The following is a 17,754-nucleotide window of genomic DNA, read 5'->3' as shown; positions in this document are numbered from 1 at the left end:
ATAGTTTTATTTTACATTAAAATGTGTTCCTTTGTACAATAATCAGCAATTTTAATGAAGAAATCAGAAGCTACCCGACTTACTATTCTCCAGAAAGCTTTCGAATTGATCTATGTAAAAGGCTTTCAGACCACAAGCATTGATGAAATTATCGCAACAACCCAGGTGACAAAAGGAGCTTTTTATTATCATTTTAAAACCAAGGATGAAATGGGACTGGCTATTATTACGGATCTGATGAAACCCAATTTCAGGAAAACTTTTATTGATTCTCTTCAAAACAGCCCAAATCCTTTAGAAAGTATTTATCACATCATGTATCACCTCCTGATGGAAAATGATTTTCTAAAAGTTGAATATGGCTGCCCTACCTCTAATTTTGTACAACAAATGGCACCTTGGCATCATGCTTTTACCCAGGCTTTGCATGACCTTTCAAAAGAATGGGAACTGGCTCTTGCAGAAAGTATTGAAAAAGGGAAAGAAGCCGGGGTAATCAAAAAAGAAGTAAACGCAAAAGAAGTAAGTGTTTTTGTCATTTCAGGCTATTGGGGAGTAAGAAATCTGGGCAAATTAGAAAATTCAAAAGAAGTATATCTTGTTTATTTAAAAGGACTTAAGTCTTATTTTAAGACCTTGCAATAATTTTTTATTAAAAAACATACTTATTAGTATGTTTTTGATTTACCTTTGCTGTGTCAAAACAATAAACAATGTATCAGACTCTTACTTTTTTACATTCTCTTACCCGATGGCTGGTTCTGATAAGCCTGATATATGCTATTTACCGCTCTTTCAAAGGTTATTTTTCAAACAAAAAATTTACAGGAACTGATAATGCTGTAAGACATTGGACTGCGACTATAGCCCATATCCAGCTGATTATAGGGATGACATTCTATTTTAAAAGTCCGGTAATCCAATATTTCTGGAAGAATTTTAACGAGGCTAAAGCATCTTTTGAACATGTATTTTTCAGTCTGATCCATATTTCACTGATGATTACAGCTATTATTCTCATCACGATCGGTTCTGCATTAGCCAAAAGAAAACCTTCAGATAAAGAAAAATTCAAAACGATGGCGATCTGGTTTTCGATTGCGCTCATTATTATTTTGATTGTCATTCCGTGGCCGTTTTCTCCTTTTGCAAACAGACCTTATTTCAGATAATTATGATAGATTTATTTAAAACCAAGATCGGCCGGCTGAGAATCCTGGCTATTTTAGAAGGAATTTCATTATTGACGCTGGTATTTATTGCTGTACCGATGAAATATTGGATGGGAAATCCTTTACTGGTAAGACTTATTGGCCCTGTCCACGGAACATTATTTTTGCTTTTCCTGTTCAACACGCTGAGTGTTGGCGTAGAGCAGAACTGGAAGTTTAAAGAAATAACATGGAAAGTAATTCTGGCGTGTTTTATTCCGTTTGGAACTTTTTATATTGACAAAAAAATATTGAGCAAGCTATGAAAAGTATTCTCATAATTTTTGGAGTAGTTTTTATTCTGTACGTTGTGTACAGGGTTTACCGGTTTCAGACTCTGGACAACGGGTTGCCCGAACTCATTAGAAAAGGAGCTGTTATTCTTGATGTAAGAACTGAAAAAGAATATGAAACAGGCCACATAGAAGGATCTGTCAATATATCATTAGGAACAATAAGAGAAAAGTATGTAGAATTAGATCCGGAGAAAACATACATTACAGTATGCTCCCACGGACTCCGAAGTGTAAAAGCCGAGAATATCCTTAAAGAGAAAGGTTTTAAACATATCTATAATGGCGGTGCCTGGACTGATCTGCAGAAAACAATAAAACAATAAATAATAAATCTCTCCTGTCATTGATATGCAGGAGAGATTTTGATTTTAAATAGGTTTATCACTGAGCCAGACTACTTTTTGTTCTGATGAATGCTCTTGTCCGATAATATCCCTGTATAATTCGGGTCTTCGGGCTTTAATATATCGGTACCCTCCCGCCTGAGTAAGCTTTTCAGGAGTAATGACAGCGGTTTCAAAACTGTCTTCCCAAGAACGGCATTCTGCAATCACATCTCCGAAAGGATCTATAATCATGGAACATCCGTTTTTCAGCTGATCATCATCCATACCTACGGGATTTGAAAAAACAATATAAGCTCCGTTATCATAAGCTCTTGACGGAAGCCATTTCATCAGCCAGTCTCTGCCTTTCATCCCATCAAATTCTAAGCGTAAAGAGATAGGATCTGCTACCCTGTTTTCCCAAAGCTGAGGATCTACAAACCCTGCTCCCGGCCTTGTGGAAGGCGTACACATCGTAACATGCGGCATAAAAATAATTTCTGCACCAAGAAGCCTTGTAGCTCTTACATTTTCAATGATGTTGTTATCATAGCAGATGAGAATTCCACACTTCCAGCCCATAATATCAAACACACAATATTGATTGCCGGGTGTAAGATTCGGGTTGATAAAAGGATGCAGTTTTCTGTATTTAGCCTGTATTCCTGTCTTATCAACACATACATAAGCTTTGAAAAGGTTATCATACTCATCTTTTTCAAACAGACCGGCCAGTATGGTGATATGATATTTAGCGGCAATCTCCTGCAGCTTTTGAATGCTCTCACCATCCGGAATACGTTCTGCAATAGCAAGAAGCTGTTCTCTGGAAAGTTTCCGGGCAAAAGTATATCCTGTAATGGAACATTCATGGAAAGCAATCACATGAGATCCTTTGGATGCGGCCTCACCAGCCAGCTTTTCTATAACGGATAGATTATATGCCTTATCACCGCTTTTGTTTTCAAATTGAGCCGTTGAAATTTTAATATTCATTGATTTTTTTTAAGCAAAACTAGATTGTATTGCCTGCGAAAAATTGTATAAAACCGACATGCCTGTTTTACAGCTCAATAAAATTAACAGCCATTTTATTTTCTGTGTTCAGATATTGCTTGGGAGTAAGACCGATATTGTTTTTGAATTCCCTGATAAGATGCGACTGGTCGGAATATCCTGCCTCGTATGAAAGCATGGTCATATTTTTATGATCCATACCGTTATTCACAAGGCTCAAAAAGTAATGAAGACGGATAATACTTCCATATTTTTTGGGAGACATTCCCATATGATATTCAAATTTTCTTTCCAGCTGGCGTTCAGAATATCCGGTGAAACGTTGTAAATCTCCGGAGGACACCCAACCTTTATGACTAAGAATATATTGTTGTGCAGCAGCAATAAAATGATGATCAGGATTCATTCTGTCAGATAAAAACCGGGTAAAGAAGACATTCAGGTCATTGATAATACGCAAAGGGCTCGTTTTATTGAAAAGTTTTTCCTGAAATATTTCCAGCCTGTCTTTCAGTACATCTTCCACAGAAACAATCTGATTCCTGGTTTCCCCGGCGGAGGTTTTTAAAAGTATATTCAAAAAATAGGGTTGAAATACAACAGCAATTAAAGAAAATCTACCTTTTGAATAAAAATCTTTGTATCCGTTCAAAGTTCCGTAAAAAAAGGAAAGCGGCATCCGTTCCTCAGAAATACCGGAATACAGATTCATATCTCCGGACAGAATAAGTCCGGAACTTCCATCCGTAAAGAGTCTTAAACTCCTCATATTCTCCCCGGAATTTTCCAGAAAGATATAATGTCTGATATAAGGAGCCAAATATGTAGGGGGCGAAATCTGCATCCATCAAATGTACATAAAACTTATTGACAGGAGGAAATCTTCCATGCTTATTGAAAAGAATTTAAATTAAGATACCATATTTTATTCCGTTTTGGTCAGGTATTTGAATGTTTTAGAACATATTGTTCTTCATTACTGTTGAAAATATACCCTTTAACTATACCAATCACTTAAAATATTATATGTATGTCAACACAAAATCTTACCCATCTTGAAGCGATCAAAAAGATCAAAGAGCTCTCAGAAAAAGCCAGAATATGTATGTTCTGTACAGAATTGGAAACTATTCCTATCAATTCAAGACCAATGACCCTGCAGGAAACGGATGACAGCGGAAATCTCTGGTTTATCAGCAGTGGAACCAGCAACAAAAATTTTGAAATAAAAGAAGACCGCAGGGTTCAGCTGTTTTTTATGAATAACAGTGATTCGCAATATCTTTCGGTATACGGAGAAGCTTCTGTTTATAAGGACAAAGCTACCATAGAAGAAAAATGGTCTCCCCTGGCAAAGGCCTGGTTTGACGGAAAAGATGATCCGGATGTTACCATTATCCGTGTAGAACCTAAGGAAACTTATTATTGGGATACCAAAGCAGGAAAACTGGTCAGCCTCTTTAGTTTTGTCGCTGCAGCGATAACAGGTCATAAAACCGATAATTCTGACGGTGTTGAAGGTAATGCAACAATTTAAAATTTATAAAACGGCTCAAGAAAATTGAGCCGTTTTTATACAACAAGATTAATATTATTTTTTCACATCTTCCATTGATGCTCCAAAATTAATATGAAGAACATTCCCGGTAGGGGTTACTAAAGCAGGCACAGATTGTACTCCGGCCTTTTCAGCATCTTCAATTCTGTTTTTGTCATTCCCCAAATGGATAATTTCAACATTTTCCAATCCTATAAGGTTAACGATGTCATGCTCTGCGCTGGTACATACAGGACAGCCTGCATGATAAAAAATGGATTTTTTCATAAGATTAATTAATAAGAGCTTTAATAATATTTGTTAATTCTTCAGTTTCTTTTTCGGGTAAAGGTTTCAAAGGGCTTCTCAGATTACCGCCATTTTCACCCATAATAGTAAGACCCGATTTCACAGCCCTTGGCAGGCCTTTACTGACAATAAATTTTAAAAGGTCAAACTGCTGATAGAAAATTGTTTTTGCTTTTTCAAGATCACCTTCTTCAACTGCATTATAAAGACTGATATTCAATTCAGGAATAAGGTTCGGTGCAGCAGTACACCATCCTCTTGCTCCCGCAGAAAATGCAGCAAGTGCCAAAGGATTGGAACCGTTGTAAAACGCCACCTCTTCTCCTAATTCTCTTCTCAGATAATGCATCCTCTGAATATCTCCCGTACTTTCTTTGATCATGGTTACATTAGGGATTTTAAGCAGCCTTTTCAACAGAGCCGGAGACATGTCTACTCCACTTGTTGCCGGATTGTTGTACGCCATAATCGGGATCGATATTTTACTTGCTACGGCATCGTAATGCGTTACAATTTCGTCATCGGTAAGCTTCCAGTAGCTCATTGGAATAATCATTACTGCATCAGCCCCCGCTTTTTCAGCAAACTGGGCATGGTGAATAGTTTTCTCCGTGGTAAGATTAGAAACTCCTACAAGCGTTGGAATTCTGCCTTTCACCTGCTGTAAAGTAGCTTCAGTAACTTCTTCTTTTTCTTCATCAGACAGATAAGGCATTACTCCCGTACTTCCCAATGGAGCAATTCCGTGGCTTCCGGAAGTGATCAGCCTTTCTACCAAATGTTTAAAAAGAGGAATATCTACTTTTTCATTTTCATCAAAAGGTGTTATGGGATAAGCAATAATCCCTTTAAATGGCACATTTTTCATGTTTTGTTGATTTAAAAATTCAAGATTATTTCTAAACCATTAAGAGAGAATAAGTTGCTAAGAATAGTAAGTATAGCTCCGCTTTAGAAAAATCATATTTAAATATCAATACAACACAACTACGCTGCTTAATGGTTTAACATATTAATATTAAAGGTCTCTTCCTTCTTCTTCTCTCAAGGCAACTCCCAGATTCTGAAGCTGGGGAGCATTTTCGCAGGCAATATATTTGGCGGGTTCCGTATCGCTCAGATTCTGATGTTTGTGCCAGGCCCATGAAGGAATGTATACGGCATCTCCTGCTTCCCAATATACTCTTTCATCTTCTACTTCTGTCCAGCCTTTTCCTTCAATGACAAATAATACGGTCTCATACGTATGACGGTGTCTGTTGGTTTGCTGTCCTGGAGTCAGCCCGCCAATCGTCATGCTGACATTCTTACTCGGAAGATCAACGAAGAAAACCGGGTGTTTCCTTTCTGTTGAAAACTGGTTGTGCTCTCCTGCATTTTCTACATTTTTATGGATTAGATGGCTGGGCTTTACATACGTTGGTCTTGCAAAAGTTTCGTGGAAGTCTTTAGAACTAAATTGTTTCTTGTCCATGATTTTAAAAATTATTAAGGTTTTGTGCTTTATTGCATGACAAAATTATTCTATATTTGGACTGTTTAAATGATTCAGTTTTTATATAAATAGATAGTCCAGATGCTCCGACCTTGGAAATTAGAATTAGAAATTGATAAAAAGCTTGATAAAGCAGTTTATCTGCAGATTGCGGATACAATCATCAGTGATATCCGCTCAGGAAGGTTAAAAGCCGGCGATGCACTTCCCGGAAGCCGAAATCTTGCCCAGACTTTGAAAATCAACAGGAATACCGTTGTAGAGGCTTATCAGGTGCTGATCAATGAAGAATGGGCCGTTTCCAAAGAGCGGAAGGGGATTTTTGTATCAGCAAGCCTTCCCGTTTTACATGAGAAATATGCTCACACAGTGCGTGATTCTTTGAATCAGCAGATCATTCCTAACGGTATGTTAATTAATTTTGATGACGGACATCCCGACAGTAAAATTGCTCCTGTAACAGAACTGGCCAGGGCTTACAGGCAGATTTTCAGTATCAAAGCAAAGTGGCAGATGATGGGCTATGGTGACGAACATGGAGATGTGGAATTCCGTAAAATGATTTCCCAAATGCTCAATTACCAGCGTGGATTGCACATTCATGAAAATGAAATTTCTATTACCAGAGGAAGCCAGATGGGAATGTTTCTGACCGCTCAGAGTCTTCTGACTTCCGGTGACAGCGTTATTGTAGAAGATCCCGGCTATCAGCCTGCATGGCAGGCCTTTGAATATGCAGGTGCTGAACTTTTACCCGTACCTGTCGATAAAGAAGGGATCAGCATTGAAGCTGTTGAACAGATTTTGATACAACATCAGAATATAAAGGCGATATACATTACTCCCCACAGGCAGTATCCTACCACGGTTACTTTGAGTCTGGCAAGAAGATTAAAACTGATTGAACTTGCAAACCAGTACAATATCACCATCATTGAAGATGATTATGACAATGAATTTCATTTTGGGTACCGTCCTGTTCTGCCGGTGTCAAGCTTCCCTGAGCTTCGTAATTTTGTATATATCGGAACTTTGAGTAAAGTGGTAGCTCCTGCCTTGCGGATTGGTTATCTGGCAACTAAAAATCAGGAATTACTGAGAAAAATAGGTGATCTGAGAAAAATTATTGATGTACATGGAGATGTCATCATGGAACAGGCAGTCCTCCAGCTGATTAAAGAAGGTGCCATAAAAAAGCACATCAGAAAGGCAACTGTTCATTATAAAAACAAGAGAGATTTTGTCTTTGAACTGTTGAGAAAATACATGAAAGATATCGCCGATTTTACATTGCCTGAAGGAGGCCTTGCCTTTTGGATCGTTCCCAAAACAAGACTGGATTGGGATGCTGTAACAAAGCTTTTACTGGAAAAAAATATTAAGATTATTCATCCTAAACAATACAGTAAAAGCCAGGTAAACGGATTCCGTTTAAGCTATGGAGCAATTTCTGAAGAGCAGCTGGAACAAAGTATTCCTTTGATCGCTGAGATTTTTTCAAGATTTTAACTGCAGATTTTACAGATTACACAATCTAATTCTCTGTGTAATCAGTTGAATCTGGAATATTTTGCCGATTAAAAGCTGATGCAGCAAAAACATATAACTACTCCACTTCAAAAATCGCCTGAATTTCTACGGAAGAACCTACCGGAATAGAAGAAGCACCTAAAGTTGCTCTGGCATGTTTCCCCTTCTCTCCGAAGACTTCAACAGCAAGATCAGAAGCAATATTCATCAGATCTGCGTGTTTCGTATAATTATCCTGGGTATTGAAAATTCCGATAAGCTGTACACATTGTTTTACCTTGTTTAGATCGCCTCCCACAGCTTCATTCAATACAGAAAGAACATTCAGCATGGTTACTTTTGTTGCTTCTTTGACCTGCTGTTCATTGACTTCAATACCTAATTTCCCCGGATTGAAAATTTTACCGTCTTTCAAAGCTACCTGATTAATAAATACCAGGTTTCCGGAACGGACAAACGGCTGATAATTCCCTGCCGGTTTGGGAACCTGTGGAAGTGTGATGTTTTTCTGTTTTAATATTTGATTGAAATTCTGGTGATTTTCAGTAACAGCCACCGTTTTTTTAGGGCGCGTATCTTTTAATGCCAATGCTACTTTTGCAAAGCTTTTACCCTGTAATTCAGCAATATTTCGTTCTCCTCTGGTGGGTCTTTCAACGTCTTTCAGAGAAACCATGCTTGTCACTCCTAAAACGGTATTTCCCTGTGGAACAGCCTTGTTGAGTTCTTCTGTTCCGCGTATTCCGTTAGATACCAATACCATTCCGTGTACGGCAAGACTGTTCCAGAATGCCTGAAGAGCAAGCTCCTTTCCTGCTCCGCTTCCTGCCGACATAAAAACCGTTGCCGGAACTCCTTCCAAAGCATGATTGGTCCAAAGCTGGACAGTTTTGGATAAGAATTCGCTCATTCCGGTACTGATATTCCCAAAATAAACCGGCGACCCAAACGCTATTCCGTCATAGGATGTTAATTCATCCACTGTTGCTACAGGAAGATTTTTCAGGGTTGGATTTTGTGAAGCTTTGACTAATTTTATGTAGGAAACCGCGTTATTTTCGCTTTCAATTCCTTTGGCTATTTCCTTAGCCAGTTCGTAAGTCCCACCATTGTCTGAATGGATAAGAACCAATACTTTAGCTTTATTTTGTGCCATGATGTTGGTGATATGAGATAATAAAATTAAAATAAAAAAAAGACATAGTTTTTTCATTCTGAATAAAATATAGGTTTTATTTTGTATTAATAATGTAACCGTTACATTGATAATACAAAATTACTAATGGCGTTTTTATTAAATTTGCCAAAATATACATATAAAACGACAGCATGAAATGTGGACTGATTGAAAAAACGGAAAGCCAGTTTGTAGATTCTATCGAAAAGGAAGCTTATGTATGGTGTGAAAAGAACTGGAAACATGATGCCTACGAGCACAGGCACAACCGGGCACAGCTTACTTTTGTGGAAGAAGGTTACCAGTATTTCCATATTGACAGGAAGATTTATCTTGTTCCACAGCATCATGTCATCTGGATTCCTTCAGAAAAAGCGCATAAGATAACTTCTGAGGCGCAGACGGTGAATCTGATGGTATTTCTCTTTAAATCTGTTTTTGAAGAAGAATTTTATCAGAATGTTCAGGTATTTGCTGTTCCGCCTGTTTTAAAAGAAATGCTTCTATATGCCTCAAAATGGAACCAGTCATTGGATGAAAATGAAGAACAGGATATTTTTTTTAAAGCCATTTTAAAGAGCCTTCCCAATTTCTGTAAAGAAAGCAGCGGACTGGAAATTCCTGTTCCCACAGATGTAAGATTGATCCCTGTATGCAGTGAAATCAATTCCAATTTTAAATATAATCCGGATATTGATTCATTGGCTGAAAAAGCACAAATGTCTGTGCGAAGCCTCCAGAGAATTTTTAAAAATGAAACCGGTATTACGCTGCAAAAATATCTGCAGCTGACAAGAATTTTAAAAAGTATAGAACTAATTGATACAAAGCAATATACCTTGAGTGAAATTGCTTATAAAGTGGGATACCAAAGCCTGTCAGCATTTACGGCATCATATTTTGCTATCATGCAGGTGAAACCAAAACTCAATAAAAATCAAGGGGTTTCATCATAAGGCATGTCAACCGGTTTTGATTCGGGAGAACCTTTTTCACGAAGCCAGATAGACAGGAGGACAAGGGAAGCTACGGCTAAAAATTCACTTTGCCAGTTCTGAAAGGATTCAAACCAAAACCTTGATTCTGAAAGGTATTGTAATGGTGTCACAAGAGGTTTGCTTTTCATCATCTGCTCATTATTAAAATCCTTAAGACTTCCATAAAAATGTAGGGTAAAACTGGCCAGGAAAAGTATTGCAAAAGCCAGAGATAAGGAATGTTTATATATGCTGAGCCATATGCCTCCTTTCTTCACAGGCCAGGGCGCTTTCGGGTGTGCTACCGGTTCCCGGTCAACATCTTCTTCCTCTGTCATAGATTTGGACTCGCTGGAGCCTTTTTGTCTGAGAGAAACCGTGAGCAGGATATAAAGCAGCATCTGAAGAAATTCGCTTTCCCAATTTTCAAACGTGGCCTGTATAAAGTGGCCGCTGTATATATATTCATTGAGTTTCAAAGCTGCCTGTCCGTTTTCAATCAATTCTTTATTTTCAGTTTTCCAGCCTGTAAAAAACTGTCCTGTAAGAGAAATGATCATCAGCGTAATCAGAACTATGCTCAGGCTGTTACGGTAAAAGAAACTTGGACGTGACATACTTTTAGGTTTAGGTTAAGAATTCAATGTTTAAGATTCATGTTTTTGATAAGGAAATATTTTCTGCAGGTTCTTTGTAGTGGGTCCGGTAAGAATTTTTCCGTTGACATTGAATCTTGAGCCATGACATGGACAGTCCCAGCTCAGTTCTCCACTATTCCAGCGAACCTCACAACCGGCATGAGGACATGTGCTTCTGAGAAGGTGTAACGTTCCGTCGTTTTCTTTGTAAAGCGCATAAGATTCTGATTCGTAACGGATTACTTTTGCTTCGCCTTCACGAATTTCTGAAAAGGATTCGATTTTATCCTTAAAAATTTTATCCTTTATAAAATCAAATGCTACTGTTGCGGTTTCTTTCACAAAATCTGAAAATCCGGCTACAGGTTTTATTCTTGAGGGATTAAATAAATCTCCATACTTACTTTTTCCTGTAACAATAAGGTCACGGAGAATCTGTGATGAAAGCGTCCCGAATATCATTCCGTTTCCTCTGAAGCCTGTAGCTGTAAAAATTCTGTCTTTAGCCCCGGGAAGTTTTCCAATGTACGGAAGCCCGTCCACCGGTTCATAGTATTGGCTGGACCAGCTGTAATATACTGTTTCCACTTCAAAGTATTTTCTCACATAATTTTCAAGCCTTGAAAAACATTCTCCGGTATCGTCGGCATGCCCTGTTTTGTGATCTTCGCCACCTGCAATCAATAAATTTTCACCCTCGATATTCTGAATACGGTAATAATGATAAGGCTCACAAAGATCGTAACCAAGTTCCCACGGATATTTATCATTTTTTAAGGTAAATGCCATGGCATAGCTTCTGTAAGGTGCATTTGTGAAGTGAAGGAGATTAACCCCCGGCGGAATATGGGTTGCATATACGATGTGTCTGGCCTTTATTTCTCCTTTTGAGGTTTTTAAAATAACATAATCCTCCTGTTCATCATGGGCTTCACAAAGACAGTTTTCCTGTATGGCTCCCCCCTGCTTAATGAAAGCCTCGCAAAGTCCTTTGATATATTTTATCGGGTGAAAATGCCCCTGTCCGGGAATAAGTACCGCTTCTTTAAAGGGTATCGGAAAAGGAATTTCATTTATATAGCTCATTTCATGACCTACATTTGCGGCACCTTCTACAATATTTTTCAACTGTTCTTCCTGTTTTTCGTCCAGGGCAAAAAGGTAAGCTGATTTTCTTGTAAAATCACAGTTAATGTTGTACTGTTCTATGTTATCTTCAATGATTCTGATAGCGTCAGCGCCGGATCCGGCATAGAGTTTGGCATTTTCCAGACCAAAATCCCGGATAAGCTGGGTAAAGGGTGTATCAAAGAAATCATTCAAATGAGCGGTAGTTCCGCCTGTAGTTCCAAATCCGATATTGGCAGCCTCAAGGATAATGCAGTTTTTACCTGATTCCTGAAGCTTCAGGGCTGTTGAAACTCCGGTAATACCACCTCCTACTATGGCAACATCAAATAATGTGTTGAGATCCGTTTCTGTAGAAAATTTTCTGATTTCTTCCTGCCATATACTTTTTCTTGCACCATCTCTGTACATAACGAAAATATTTTATTGTTAAACTTATCTGATACTCAGTGTATCACTTTCGGGCATTCCTGCTTTACCAGCTGCCGCGGCCTTGTTCTTCTGATCCCTATTCCTGTCCTCATCTTCATCAATATTACATCTGCAGGATGTAAAAGTAAATAAGCCCAGAACTCCTAAAATAAATACTGTTGTTTTCATATTACAAAATGTTGATGGTTTAATATTTTTTTAGCCGTTTACAATCAATCCTCCATTGGGATGAAGTACCTGCCCTGTAATCTGTGCCGAATCCTGACTGGCGAGAAATAAAAAGCTGGAAGCTACTTCTTCCGGGGTTGCATTTCTCTCCAGAGGAGGCTTGTTGGGGTCTTCTTCTTTTTCATCAAATGTTTCTTCAGTAAGTGGTGTAGCAACAGGTCCCGGAGCAACAGCATTGATGCGGATTCCTTTAGGTTTTGCCTGTAATGCCAGTGAACGGGTAAAAGAAACAATAGCTCCTTTTGTTGCTGAATAATCAAGCAGCTCAGGATGTCCCTGATACGCAGAAACCGATGTTGTATTGATGACACAGCTTCCTTCTTTCAGATAAGGAAATACCACTTTCGTTAACAGGATCATTCCTACAATATTGGAATCAAAAGTCTGTCTGATATTCTTCTCTTCAAGATTTTCAATGCTTTCTGCAGGAAACTGAATGCCTGCATTGTTGATGAGAATATCAATTTTTCCGAATGCCGAAATAACTTTTTTCACTGTTTCTTCACAAAATTCATAATCATTAATATCGCCTTTAAAAATGATGCATTTTTTGTTCAGATTTTCAATTTCGGCTTTTGTTTTTCCGGCATCATTGTCGCTGGAGTGATAAATAATAGCAATATCGGCTCCTTCCAGGGCAAAAAGAAGCGCTACTGCTTTACCTATTCCACTGTCTGCACCGGTAATCAAAACAGATTTGTTTTCTAATTTTCCTATCATAGAATATTTTATTTTTCTGTGACCGGCTTTTGCATTTCTGCCATTCTGTGCGCAGCCATACTATCGGTTGACATATTGGCCATTGCTACAGAAAGCTTATTTTTCAGACCCGATACTACTTTATCATCACCGTTCATCAAAGCATTATAGCCGTCAGCAGCAACTTCTTCGGGAGATGCAAGAGTGTCTCTGTCCTCAAGTATTTTGCTCCTGTTCATATCTGCTTTATTGAAGAAATCTGTGTCGGTAGGTCCTGGCAGAAGTGTGGTCACGGTAATTCCTGAATCTTTTAATTCTTCACGAATGGCTTCAGACCATGATAAGACGAATGCTTTGGTACCATGATATACAGAATTCCACGGACCCGGAACTTTACTGGCTACAGAAGCCACATTTAAAATTTTTCCTGATCCCTGGGAAAGGCGGTCCTTTAAAAAAAGCTTAGTCAGGATAATGACTGAAATAATATTTAACTGAACAATGTCTATTTCCCTGTGAATATCCGTATCTTCAAACTTTCCATACACTCCCTGTCCGGCATCATTGACTAATACTGCAGGACTTATTCCATTCAATTTTAATTCTGAATAAAGGGAATAAGCTTCTTCCTGCAAGAATAAGTTTTTGGAAATCGTGATCACATTCACGCCGTATTGTTTTAATTCATCGGCCTTTTTTTTCAGTGCTTCCTGATCTCTGGCTACAATAACGAGATCGTATCCGTTCATGGCAAACTGTTTCGTCAGTTCGTATCCTATACCGCTGGTAGCTCCTGTAATCAGTGCATATTGATTCTTGCGTTCCATATTGTTTATTTTAAGATTAAAAGCCTGTTAAGTTCGCTCTTAAAGCATCCTAAAATAAATTCCGTGTAATATAGCTGAGCATTCAGGGCCTGCGTTTTAGGGTGCAGTTCCAGCTTTTTAGTCAGAATAATCTCACCTTTGTAGGAGAAAGCGAAATAAGCAAAAATTTTATAGCCTGAATTCCGGGTCGGTGTACAATAGCCGGTAGTGGCAATAGACCAGTCAGATTCATACATTTTTGCAACGTTCAAGGCCATTGTTTCTGCAATATTTTCAGAAACGCAGTCACATTCTTCAGCTTCCCGTCTGTTGACTTTTAATAACCTTACTTTTTCCGGTAATGTATAGGCTGTCATTCCTCCCTTATAGAACAGGGAAGCATTCGGCATCTGTGAGAAAGCCAGCTGTAAGCATCCTGAGGTAACACTTTCCGCGATTGAAATGGTTTCATCCGTGGTGACCAGAGACTGGCTTATATATTCAAGAAGATTTTGTTGAAATTCCATATCGTTAAATTTGAGTGATTGGTTGATAATTTATATTAAAAGCCTGTTAGCCTCCAGGGGTCAAGAACGACCTTTACACATCCGTCTTCTTTTTTATCAAAAATTTCGTATCCTTTGCTTACTTCATCAAGAGATAAACGGTGGGTAATAACATCATCAAGAGTGACTTTTCCGGTCACGACATAATCCATAAGCTTGTCTATAATAGGATGAACATTGCACTGTCCTGCTTTAAGTGTAATTCCCTTGTCAAAAATTTGTCCAAGTCTGAAATTATCATAATTAACGGGATAAACTCCCAGAACAGAAACAATGCCACCTCTTCGTACCGCACTCATGCATGCTTCCAGAACTTTGATAGAGCCTTTTTCAAAGTTTAAAACAGCCTTTGCACGGTCTATAAAACTTCTTTCCGGTTCAAAACCTACGGCCTCAATACAAAGATCTGCACCCCGCCCGTCTGTCATATCCCTGATTTGCTCTATAGTACTTTCAGCATCTTTCCACAGAATGGTTTCGCATCCGGTAAGCATTTTGATTCTGTCTAATCTGTATTGAAGAGTATCAATTACAATAACTTTCTTTGCGTTATGAAGAACGGCACTTTTTGTGGCCATTGTGCCTACGGGGCCTGCTCCAAAAACAGCAACGGTTTCTCCTCCTTTAAGCTCTCCCCACATCACTCCGGTATAGCCTGTGGGGAAAATATCAGTAAGAAATAAAACCTGATCATCGCTAAGGTTTTCCGGAACTTTTCTGGGACCAAAATTCGCATATGGAACTCTTACATACTGGGCCTGGCCACCGTCATATCCCCCATACAGGTCGGTATACCCGAACAGGGCTCCGCCTTTTTCTTTAAAAATACCTCCTTCCGGGCCATAATAATCAGGGTTACTATGCTCACATGCGGTGGGAAGATCATGCTGGCAGAAGAAACAGCTTCCACAAGCAATGGGAAAAGGCACTACTACCCTGTCGCCTACTTTCAGGTGACTGATATTTTTCCCGGTCTCTTCTACTATACCCATAAATTCGTGTCCCATTACCATGGGCCGGGCCTGCGGAATTCCTCCTGAATACATGTGGAGATCACTGCCACAAATAGCTGTGGAGGTCACTCTCAGAATAATATCATTTTCATCCAGAATTCTGGGATCTTCTACGGTGTCACAGGTAATATTGCCTGGTGAATGAAAAACGGCCGCTTTCATAATGTAAATATTTAAAGTGATTGGTGTTGGTGTGAAGGGTGTTTTATGATTACGAGTTTCTCTCCTTTTCAAGATCCCAGACTCTGTGTTGAGCAATTGCCTGGATAAATTTATCCACCGGCGCTGCATCTTCCCATGTAACAATTCCCGGATCATCATGCTGTTTTGCTGATACATTGGAATTCTGATAAAGAGCCTGTGTATCTGTTCCGAAGTAAATTGCCTTACAATGTTTATATGCTTCATTGATAAAATGCAGAACATGTTTTATATGTTCAGGAATCATCAGTTCTTTTACAGAATCTGCTCCCGGACAGATAACAAGCGCATCAAAGCATACACTTGCAGTACTTGTAAGAGAATGTTTAGGGATCAGCTCAGAACCATCATTCATTCGTACAGGTGCAACACTTGGGGCAATTAATTCCACTCTGCCACCCTCTGCTTCAATCTTTGTTTTAATATCATTGACAGCGCCGCCATCAGCACCGCTGGCCAGAATAAATCCTATTTTTCTGCTTTTAATGGTGTCTTTAACGGTATCTTTCATGCTTAAGGCTGCAGACATCTTGGTGTTAGGTTCTCTTTCTTCACTCTGAAGTTCTACAATATTGCTGTCTGCCGGTAAGCTCTGATTAGGCCATTCCAGTTTTTTAACTTTAGCGCCTAATTTTTCTGCAACTCCCTGGGCCAGAAGCACATCTACATAAGCCAGTTGTCCTACCATTCTCTCTCTGATCTCCGGAATAGTTACTTTTGACAGTTCAAAAATCAATGCATTCTGAAGGTGAGTTTTTTCCGGGGCTGACTGGCTGTTATAAAAGAGTTTGGCCTGGGAATAATGGTCTACAAAGCTTTTGCTTCTCTCCCTGATTTTAGCTCCGGAAACCCTTTCTTCCTGGGAGGTAAATCCGCCTTCTGACATCATCGCCTGAAAAGGGCATCCTCCGCCTATGGAATTGGGTTCATAACTGCTTTTTCCTTTGACGATCTGCTGTCTCATATGACCATCCCTCTGGTTGTTATGAACGGTATTGAGAGACCTGTTGATTGGTATTTCATGGAAATTGGGAGATCCAAGCCTTGACAGCTGAGTATCAGTATATGAAAATAATCTTCCCTGCAGCAGCGGGTCGTTGGTAAAATCAATTCCGGGAATGATATGTCCCGGGTGAAAAGCTACCTGTTCAGTTTCGGCAAAGAAATTATCAGGATTTTTGTTAAGGGTTAATGTTCCTACAATTTCTACAGGTACTTCTTCTTCAGGAACAAGTTTGGTAGGATCAAGAAGATCAAAATCAAATTTATGTTCATCTTCCTCAGGAATCAGCTGTACCCCAAAATCCCATTCCGGGTAATCCCCGTTTTCAATGGCTTCCCAAAGGTCTCTTTTATGAAAATCAGAATCTACTCCTGAAATCATCTGCGCTTCGTTCCAGGCAACTGAATGTACTCCCAGTTTCGGTTTAAAATGGAATTTCACGAAATGTACCTTTCCTTCTTCGTTGATGAATTTGAAAGAGTGTACGCCAAAGCCCTCCATCATTCTCAGACTTCTGGGAATAGCCCTGTCACTCATCAGCCACATGATCATGTGCATACTTTCCGGCATGAGGGAAATAAAATCCCAGAAGGTATCATGTGCGGAAGCCGCCTGCGGAATTTCATTGTCCGGTTCAGGTTTTACGGCATGTACAAGGTCCGGAAATTTCATGGCATCCTGAATAAAAAATACAGGCATATTATTCGCTACCAGATCATAATTTCCTTCGTCAGTATAAAATTTAATGGCAAAACCTCTGACATCTCTTGCCAGATCTGTACTTCCTTTACTTCCTGCAACTGTTGAGAATCTCACAAAAACCGGAGTTTCCTTTCCCAATTCTGTTAAAAATTTTGCTTTGGTATACTGTGCAAGACTTTTGGTAAGTTTAAAAACTCCATGCGCCCCGGAACCTCTTGCATGCACTACCCTTTCCGGAATTCTTTCATGATCGAAATGAGTGATTTTTTCTCTCAAGATAAAATCTTCCAGTAATGAAGGACCGCGTTCTCCGGCTTTTAAAGAATCCTGATTGTTATTGATTTTCAGGCCCTGATTGGTGGTAAGCTTTTCATTTTCGTTGGATGTACTGTGTAAGTTCAGCTGTTCTGCTTTCTTATTCTGTTCGTTGGTTTTCATATTCATAATCTTTTTTTGTGGTTGG

At 39.0% G+C, this 17,754-nt stretch carries 21 protein-coding genes; 7 read left to right on the top strand and 14 right to left on the bottom strand.

Annotated features, from left to right (window positions below; translation table 11 throughout):
* The first annotated feature begins 54 nt into the window (after nucleotides 1-54).
* The 4 genes from ACP3T3_RS03835 to ACP3T3_RS03820 all read left to right on the top strand — a co-directional run bounded on the left by ACP3T3_RS03835 (nucleotide 55) and on the right by ACP3T3_RS03820 (nucleotide 1,830).
* Nucleotides 55-645 carry a TetR/AcrR family transcriptional regulator gene (locus ACP3T3_RS03835; RefSeq protein WP_426478606.1) on the top strand — a complete coding sequence of 197 codons (591 nt, stop codon included), beginning with the start codon at nucleotides 55-57 and terminating at the stop codon, nucleotides 643-645.
* 68 nt (nucleotides 646-713) lie between these two features.
* Nucleotides 714-1,172, top strand: coding sequence for a hypothetical protein (locus tag ACP3T3_RS03830; protein WP_426478605.1), 459 nt, complete (start codon nucleotides 714-716; stop codon nucleotides 1,170-1,172).
* Between the two features lie 2 nt (nucleotides 1,173-1,174).
* Nucleotides 1,175-1,477 (top strand): DUF3817 domain-containing protein, encoded by a 303-nt coding sequence (locus ACP3T3_RS03825; RefSeq protein WP_426478604.1) that lies wholly within the window; start codon nucleotides 1,175-1,177, stop codon nucleotides 1,475-1,477.
* Complete coding sequence (locus ACP3T3_RS03820; RefSeq protein WP_426478603.1) at nucleotides 1,474-1,830, top strand: rhodanese-like domain-containing protein; 357 nt, start codon at nucleotides 1,474-1,476, stop codon at nucleotides 1,828-1,830. Before ACP3T3_RS03825 ends, ACP3T3_RS03820 begins: the two co-directional genes overlap by 4 nt.
* A 45-nt stretch (nucleotides 1,831-1,875) precedes the next feature.
* Here ACP3T3_RS03820 and ACP3T3_RS03815 read toward each other — a convergent pair whose 3' ends face one another.
* Entirely contained in the window at nucleotides 1,876-2,829 is a 954-nt protein-coding gene (locus ACP3T3_RS03815) for a nitrilase family protein (RefSeq protein WP_426478602.1), read from the bottom strand.
* Between the two features lie 67 nt (nucleotides 2,830-2,896).
* A complete protein-coding gene (locus tag ACP3T3_RS03810; RefSeq protein ID WP_426478601.1) occupies nucleotides 2,897-3,694 on the bottom strand; it encodes a helix-turn-helix domain-containing protein in 798 nt (265 codons plus the stop codon).
* Between the two features lie 186 nt (nucleotides 3,695-3,880).
* On the opposite strand from ACP3T3_RS03810, the gene ACP3T3_RS03805 reads away from it, so the two are divergent.
* Nucleotides 3,881-4,387, top strand: a complete 507-nt coding sequence (locus ACP3T3_RS03805; protein WP_426478600.1) for a pyridoxamine 5'-phosphate oxidase family protein — start codon at nucleotides 3,881-3,883, stop codon at nucleotides 4,385-4,387.
* A 54-nt stretch (nucleotides 4,388-4,441) separates the two neighbouring features.
* On the opposite strand, the gene ACP3T3_RS03800 is transcribed toward ACP3T3_RS03805, so the two are convergent.
* The 3 genes from ACP3T3_RS03800 to ACP3T3_RS03790 all read right to left on the bottom strand — a co-directional run bounded on the left by ACP3T3_RS03800 (nucleotide 4,442) and on the right by ACP3T3_RS03790 (nucleotide 6,170).
* On the bottom strand, nucleotides 4,442-4,675 hold the full coding sequence (locus tag ACP3T3_RS03800) for a thioredoxin family protein (protein ID WP_426478599.1): 234 nt from the start codon (nucleotides 4,673-4,675) through the stop codon (nucleotides 4,442-4,444).
* 4 nt (nucleotides 4,676-4,679) lie between these two features.
* Nucleotides 4,680-5,564 (bottom strand): dihydrodipicolinate synthase family protein, encoded by an 885-nt coding sequence (locus ACP3T3_RS03795; RefSeq protein ID WP_426478598.1) that lies wholly within the window; start codon nucleotides 5,562-5,564, stop codon nucleotides 4,680-4,682.
* Nucleotides 5,565-5,714: 150 nt separating this feature from the next.
* On the bottom strand, nucleotides 5,715-6,170 hold the full coding sequence (locus ACP3T3_RS03790) for a cupin domain-containing protein (RefSeq protein WP_426478597.1): 456 nt from the start codon (nucleotides 6,168-6,170) through the stop codon (nucleotides 5,715-5,717).
* Nucleotides 6,171-6,272: 102 nt separating this feature from the next.
* On the opposite strand from ACP3T3_RS03790, the gene ACP3T3_RS03785 reads away from it, so the two are divergent.
* The gene (locus ACP3T3_RS03785; protein WP_426478596.1) at nucleotides 6,273-7,700 is read left to right on the top strand and encodes a PLP-dependent aminotransferase family protein; all 1,428 of its coding nucleotides are present in this window, start codon (nucleotides 6,273-6,275) and stop codon (nucleotides 7,698-7,700) included.
* A gap of 97 nt (nucleotides 7,701-7,797) precedes the next feature.
* Here ACP3T3_RS03785 and ACP3T3_RS03780 read toward each other — a convergent pair whose 3' ends face one another.
* The gene (locus tag ACP3T3_RS03780) at nucleotides 7,798-8,934 is read right to left on the bottom strand and encodes an Atu1372/SO_1960 family protein (protein ID WP_426478595.1); all 1,137 of its coding nucleotides are present in this window, start codon (nucleotides 8,932-8,934) and stop codon (nucleotides 7,798-7,800) included.
* Between the two features lie 116 nt (nucleotides 8,935-9,050).
* Here ACP3T3_RS03780 and ACP3T3_RS03775 point away from each other — a divergent pair, with 116 nt between their 5' ends.
* Nucleotides 9,051-9,854 (top strand): AraC family transcriptional regulator, encoded by an 804-nt coding sequence (locus ACP3T3_RS03775; RefSeq protein WP_426478594.1) that lies wholly within the window; start codon nucleotides 9,051-9,053, stop codon nucleotides 9,852-9,854.
* Here the strand turns inward: ACP3T3_RS03775 and ACP3T3_RS03770 are convergent.
* The 8 genes from ACP3T3_RS03770 to ACP3T3_RS03735 are packed head-to-tail and all read right to left on the bottom strand — an operon-like array spanning nucleotide 9,836 to nucleotide 17,735.
* Nucleotides 9,836-10,492: a DUF6766 family protein gene (locus tag ACP3T3_RS03770; protein WP_426478593.1), complete on the bottom strand. Its 657-nt coding sequence runs from the start codon at nucleotides 10,490-10,492 to the stop codon at nucleotides 9,836-9,838. The genes ACP3T3_RS03775 and ACP3T3_RS03770 overlap by 19 nt on opposite strands.
* 30 nt (nucleotides 10,493-10,522) lie before the next feature.
* Entirely contained in the window at nucleotides 10,523-12,052 is a 1,530-nt protein-coding gene (locus ACP3T3_RS03765) for an FAD-dependent oxidoreductase (protein WP_426478592.1), read from the bottom strand.
* Between the two features lie 24 nt (nucleotides 12,053-12,076).
* Nucleotides 12,077-12,241, bottom strand: a complete 165-nt coding sequence (locus ACP3T3_RS03760; protein ID WP_426478591.1) for a hypothetical protein — start codon at nucleotides 12,239-12,241, stop codon at nucleotides 12,077-12,079.
* A gap of 30 nt (nucleotides 12,242-12,271) precedes the next feature.
* Nucleotides 12,272-13,021: an SDR family oxidoreductase gene (locus ACP3T3_RS03755; RefSeq protein WP_426478590.1), complete on the bottom strand. Its 750-nt coding sequence runs from the start codon at nucleotides 13,019-13,021 to the stop codon at nucleotides 12,272-12,274.
* 8 nt (nucleotides 13,022-13,029) lie between these two features.
* Nucleotides 13,030-13,827 carry an SDR family NAD(P)-dependent oxidoreductase gene (locus tag ACP3T3_RS03750; protein WP_426478589.1) on the bottom strand — a complete coding sequence of 266 codons (798 nt, stop codon included), beginning with the start codon at nucleotides 13,825-13,827 and terminating at the stop codon, nucleotides 13,030-13,032.
* Between the two features lie 5 nt (nucleotides 13,828-13,832).
* Nucleotides 13,833-14,333 (bottom strand): CinA family protein, encoded by a 501-nt coding sequence (locus tag ACP3T3_RS03745; RefSeq protein WP_426478588.1) that lies wholly within the window; start codon nucleotides 14,331-14,333, stop codon nucleotides 13,833-13,835.
* A gap of 35 nt (nucleotides 14,334-14,368) precedes the next feature.
* Nucleotides 14,369-15,547, bottom strand: coding sequence for a zinc-dependent alcohol dehydrogenase (locus tag ACP3T3_RS03740; protein ID WP_426478587.1), 1,179 nt, complete (start codon nucleotides 15,545-15,547; stop codon nucleotides 14,369-14,371).
* Nucleotides 15,548-15,596: 49 nt separating this feature from the next.
* Entirely contained in the window at nucleotides 15,597-17,735 is a 2,139-nt protein-coding gene (locus ACP3T3_RS03735; protein WP_426478586.1) for a catalase, read from the bottom strand.
* Nucleotides 17,736-17,754 lie beyond the last annotated feature (19 nt).

This window comes from Chryseobacterium sp. CBSDS_008 (assembly GCF_049959325.1).
Taxonomy (GTDB): domain Bacteria; phylum Bacteroidota; class Bacteroidia; order Flavobacteriales; family Weeksellaceae; genus Chryseobacterium.
This window is presented reverse-complemented; position numbering and strand designations above follow the sequence as displayed.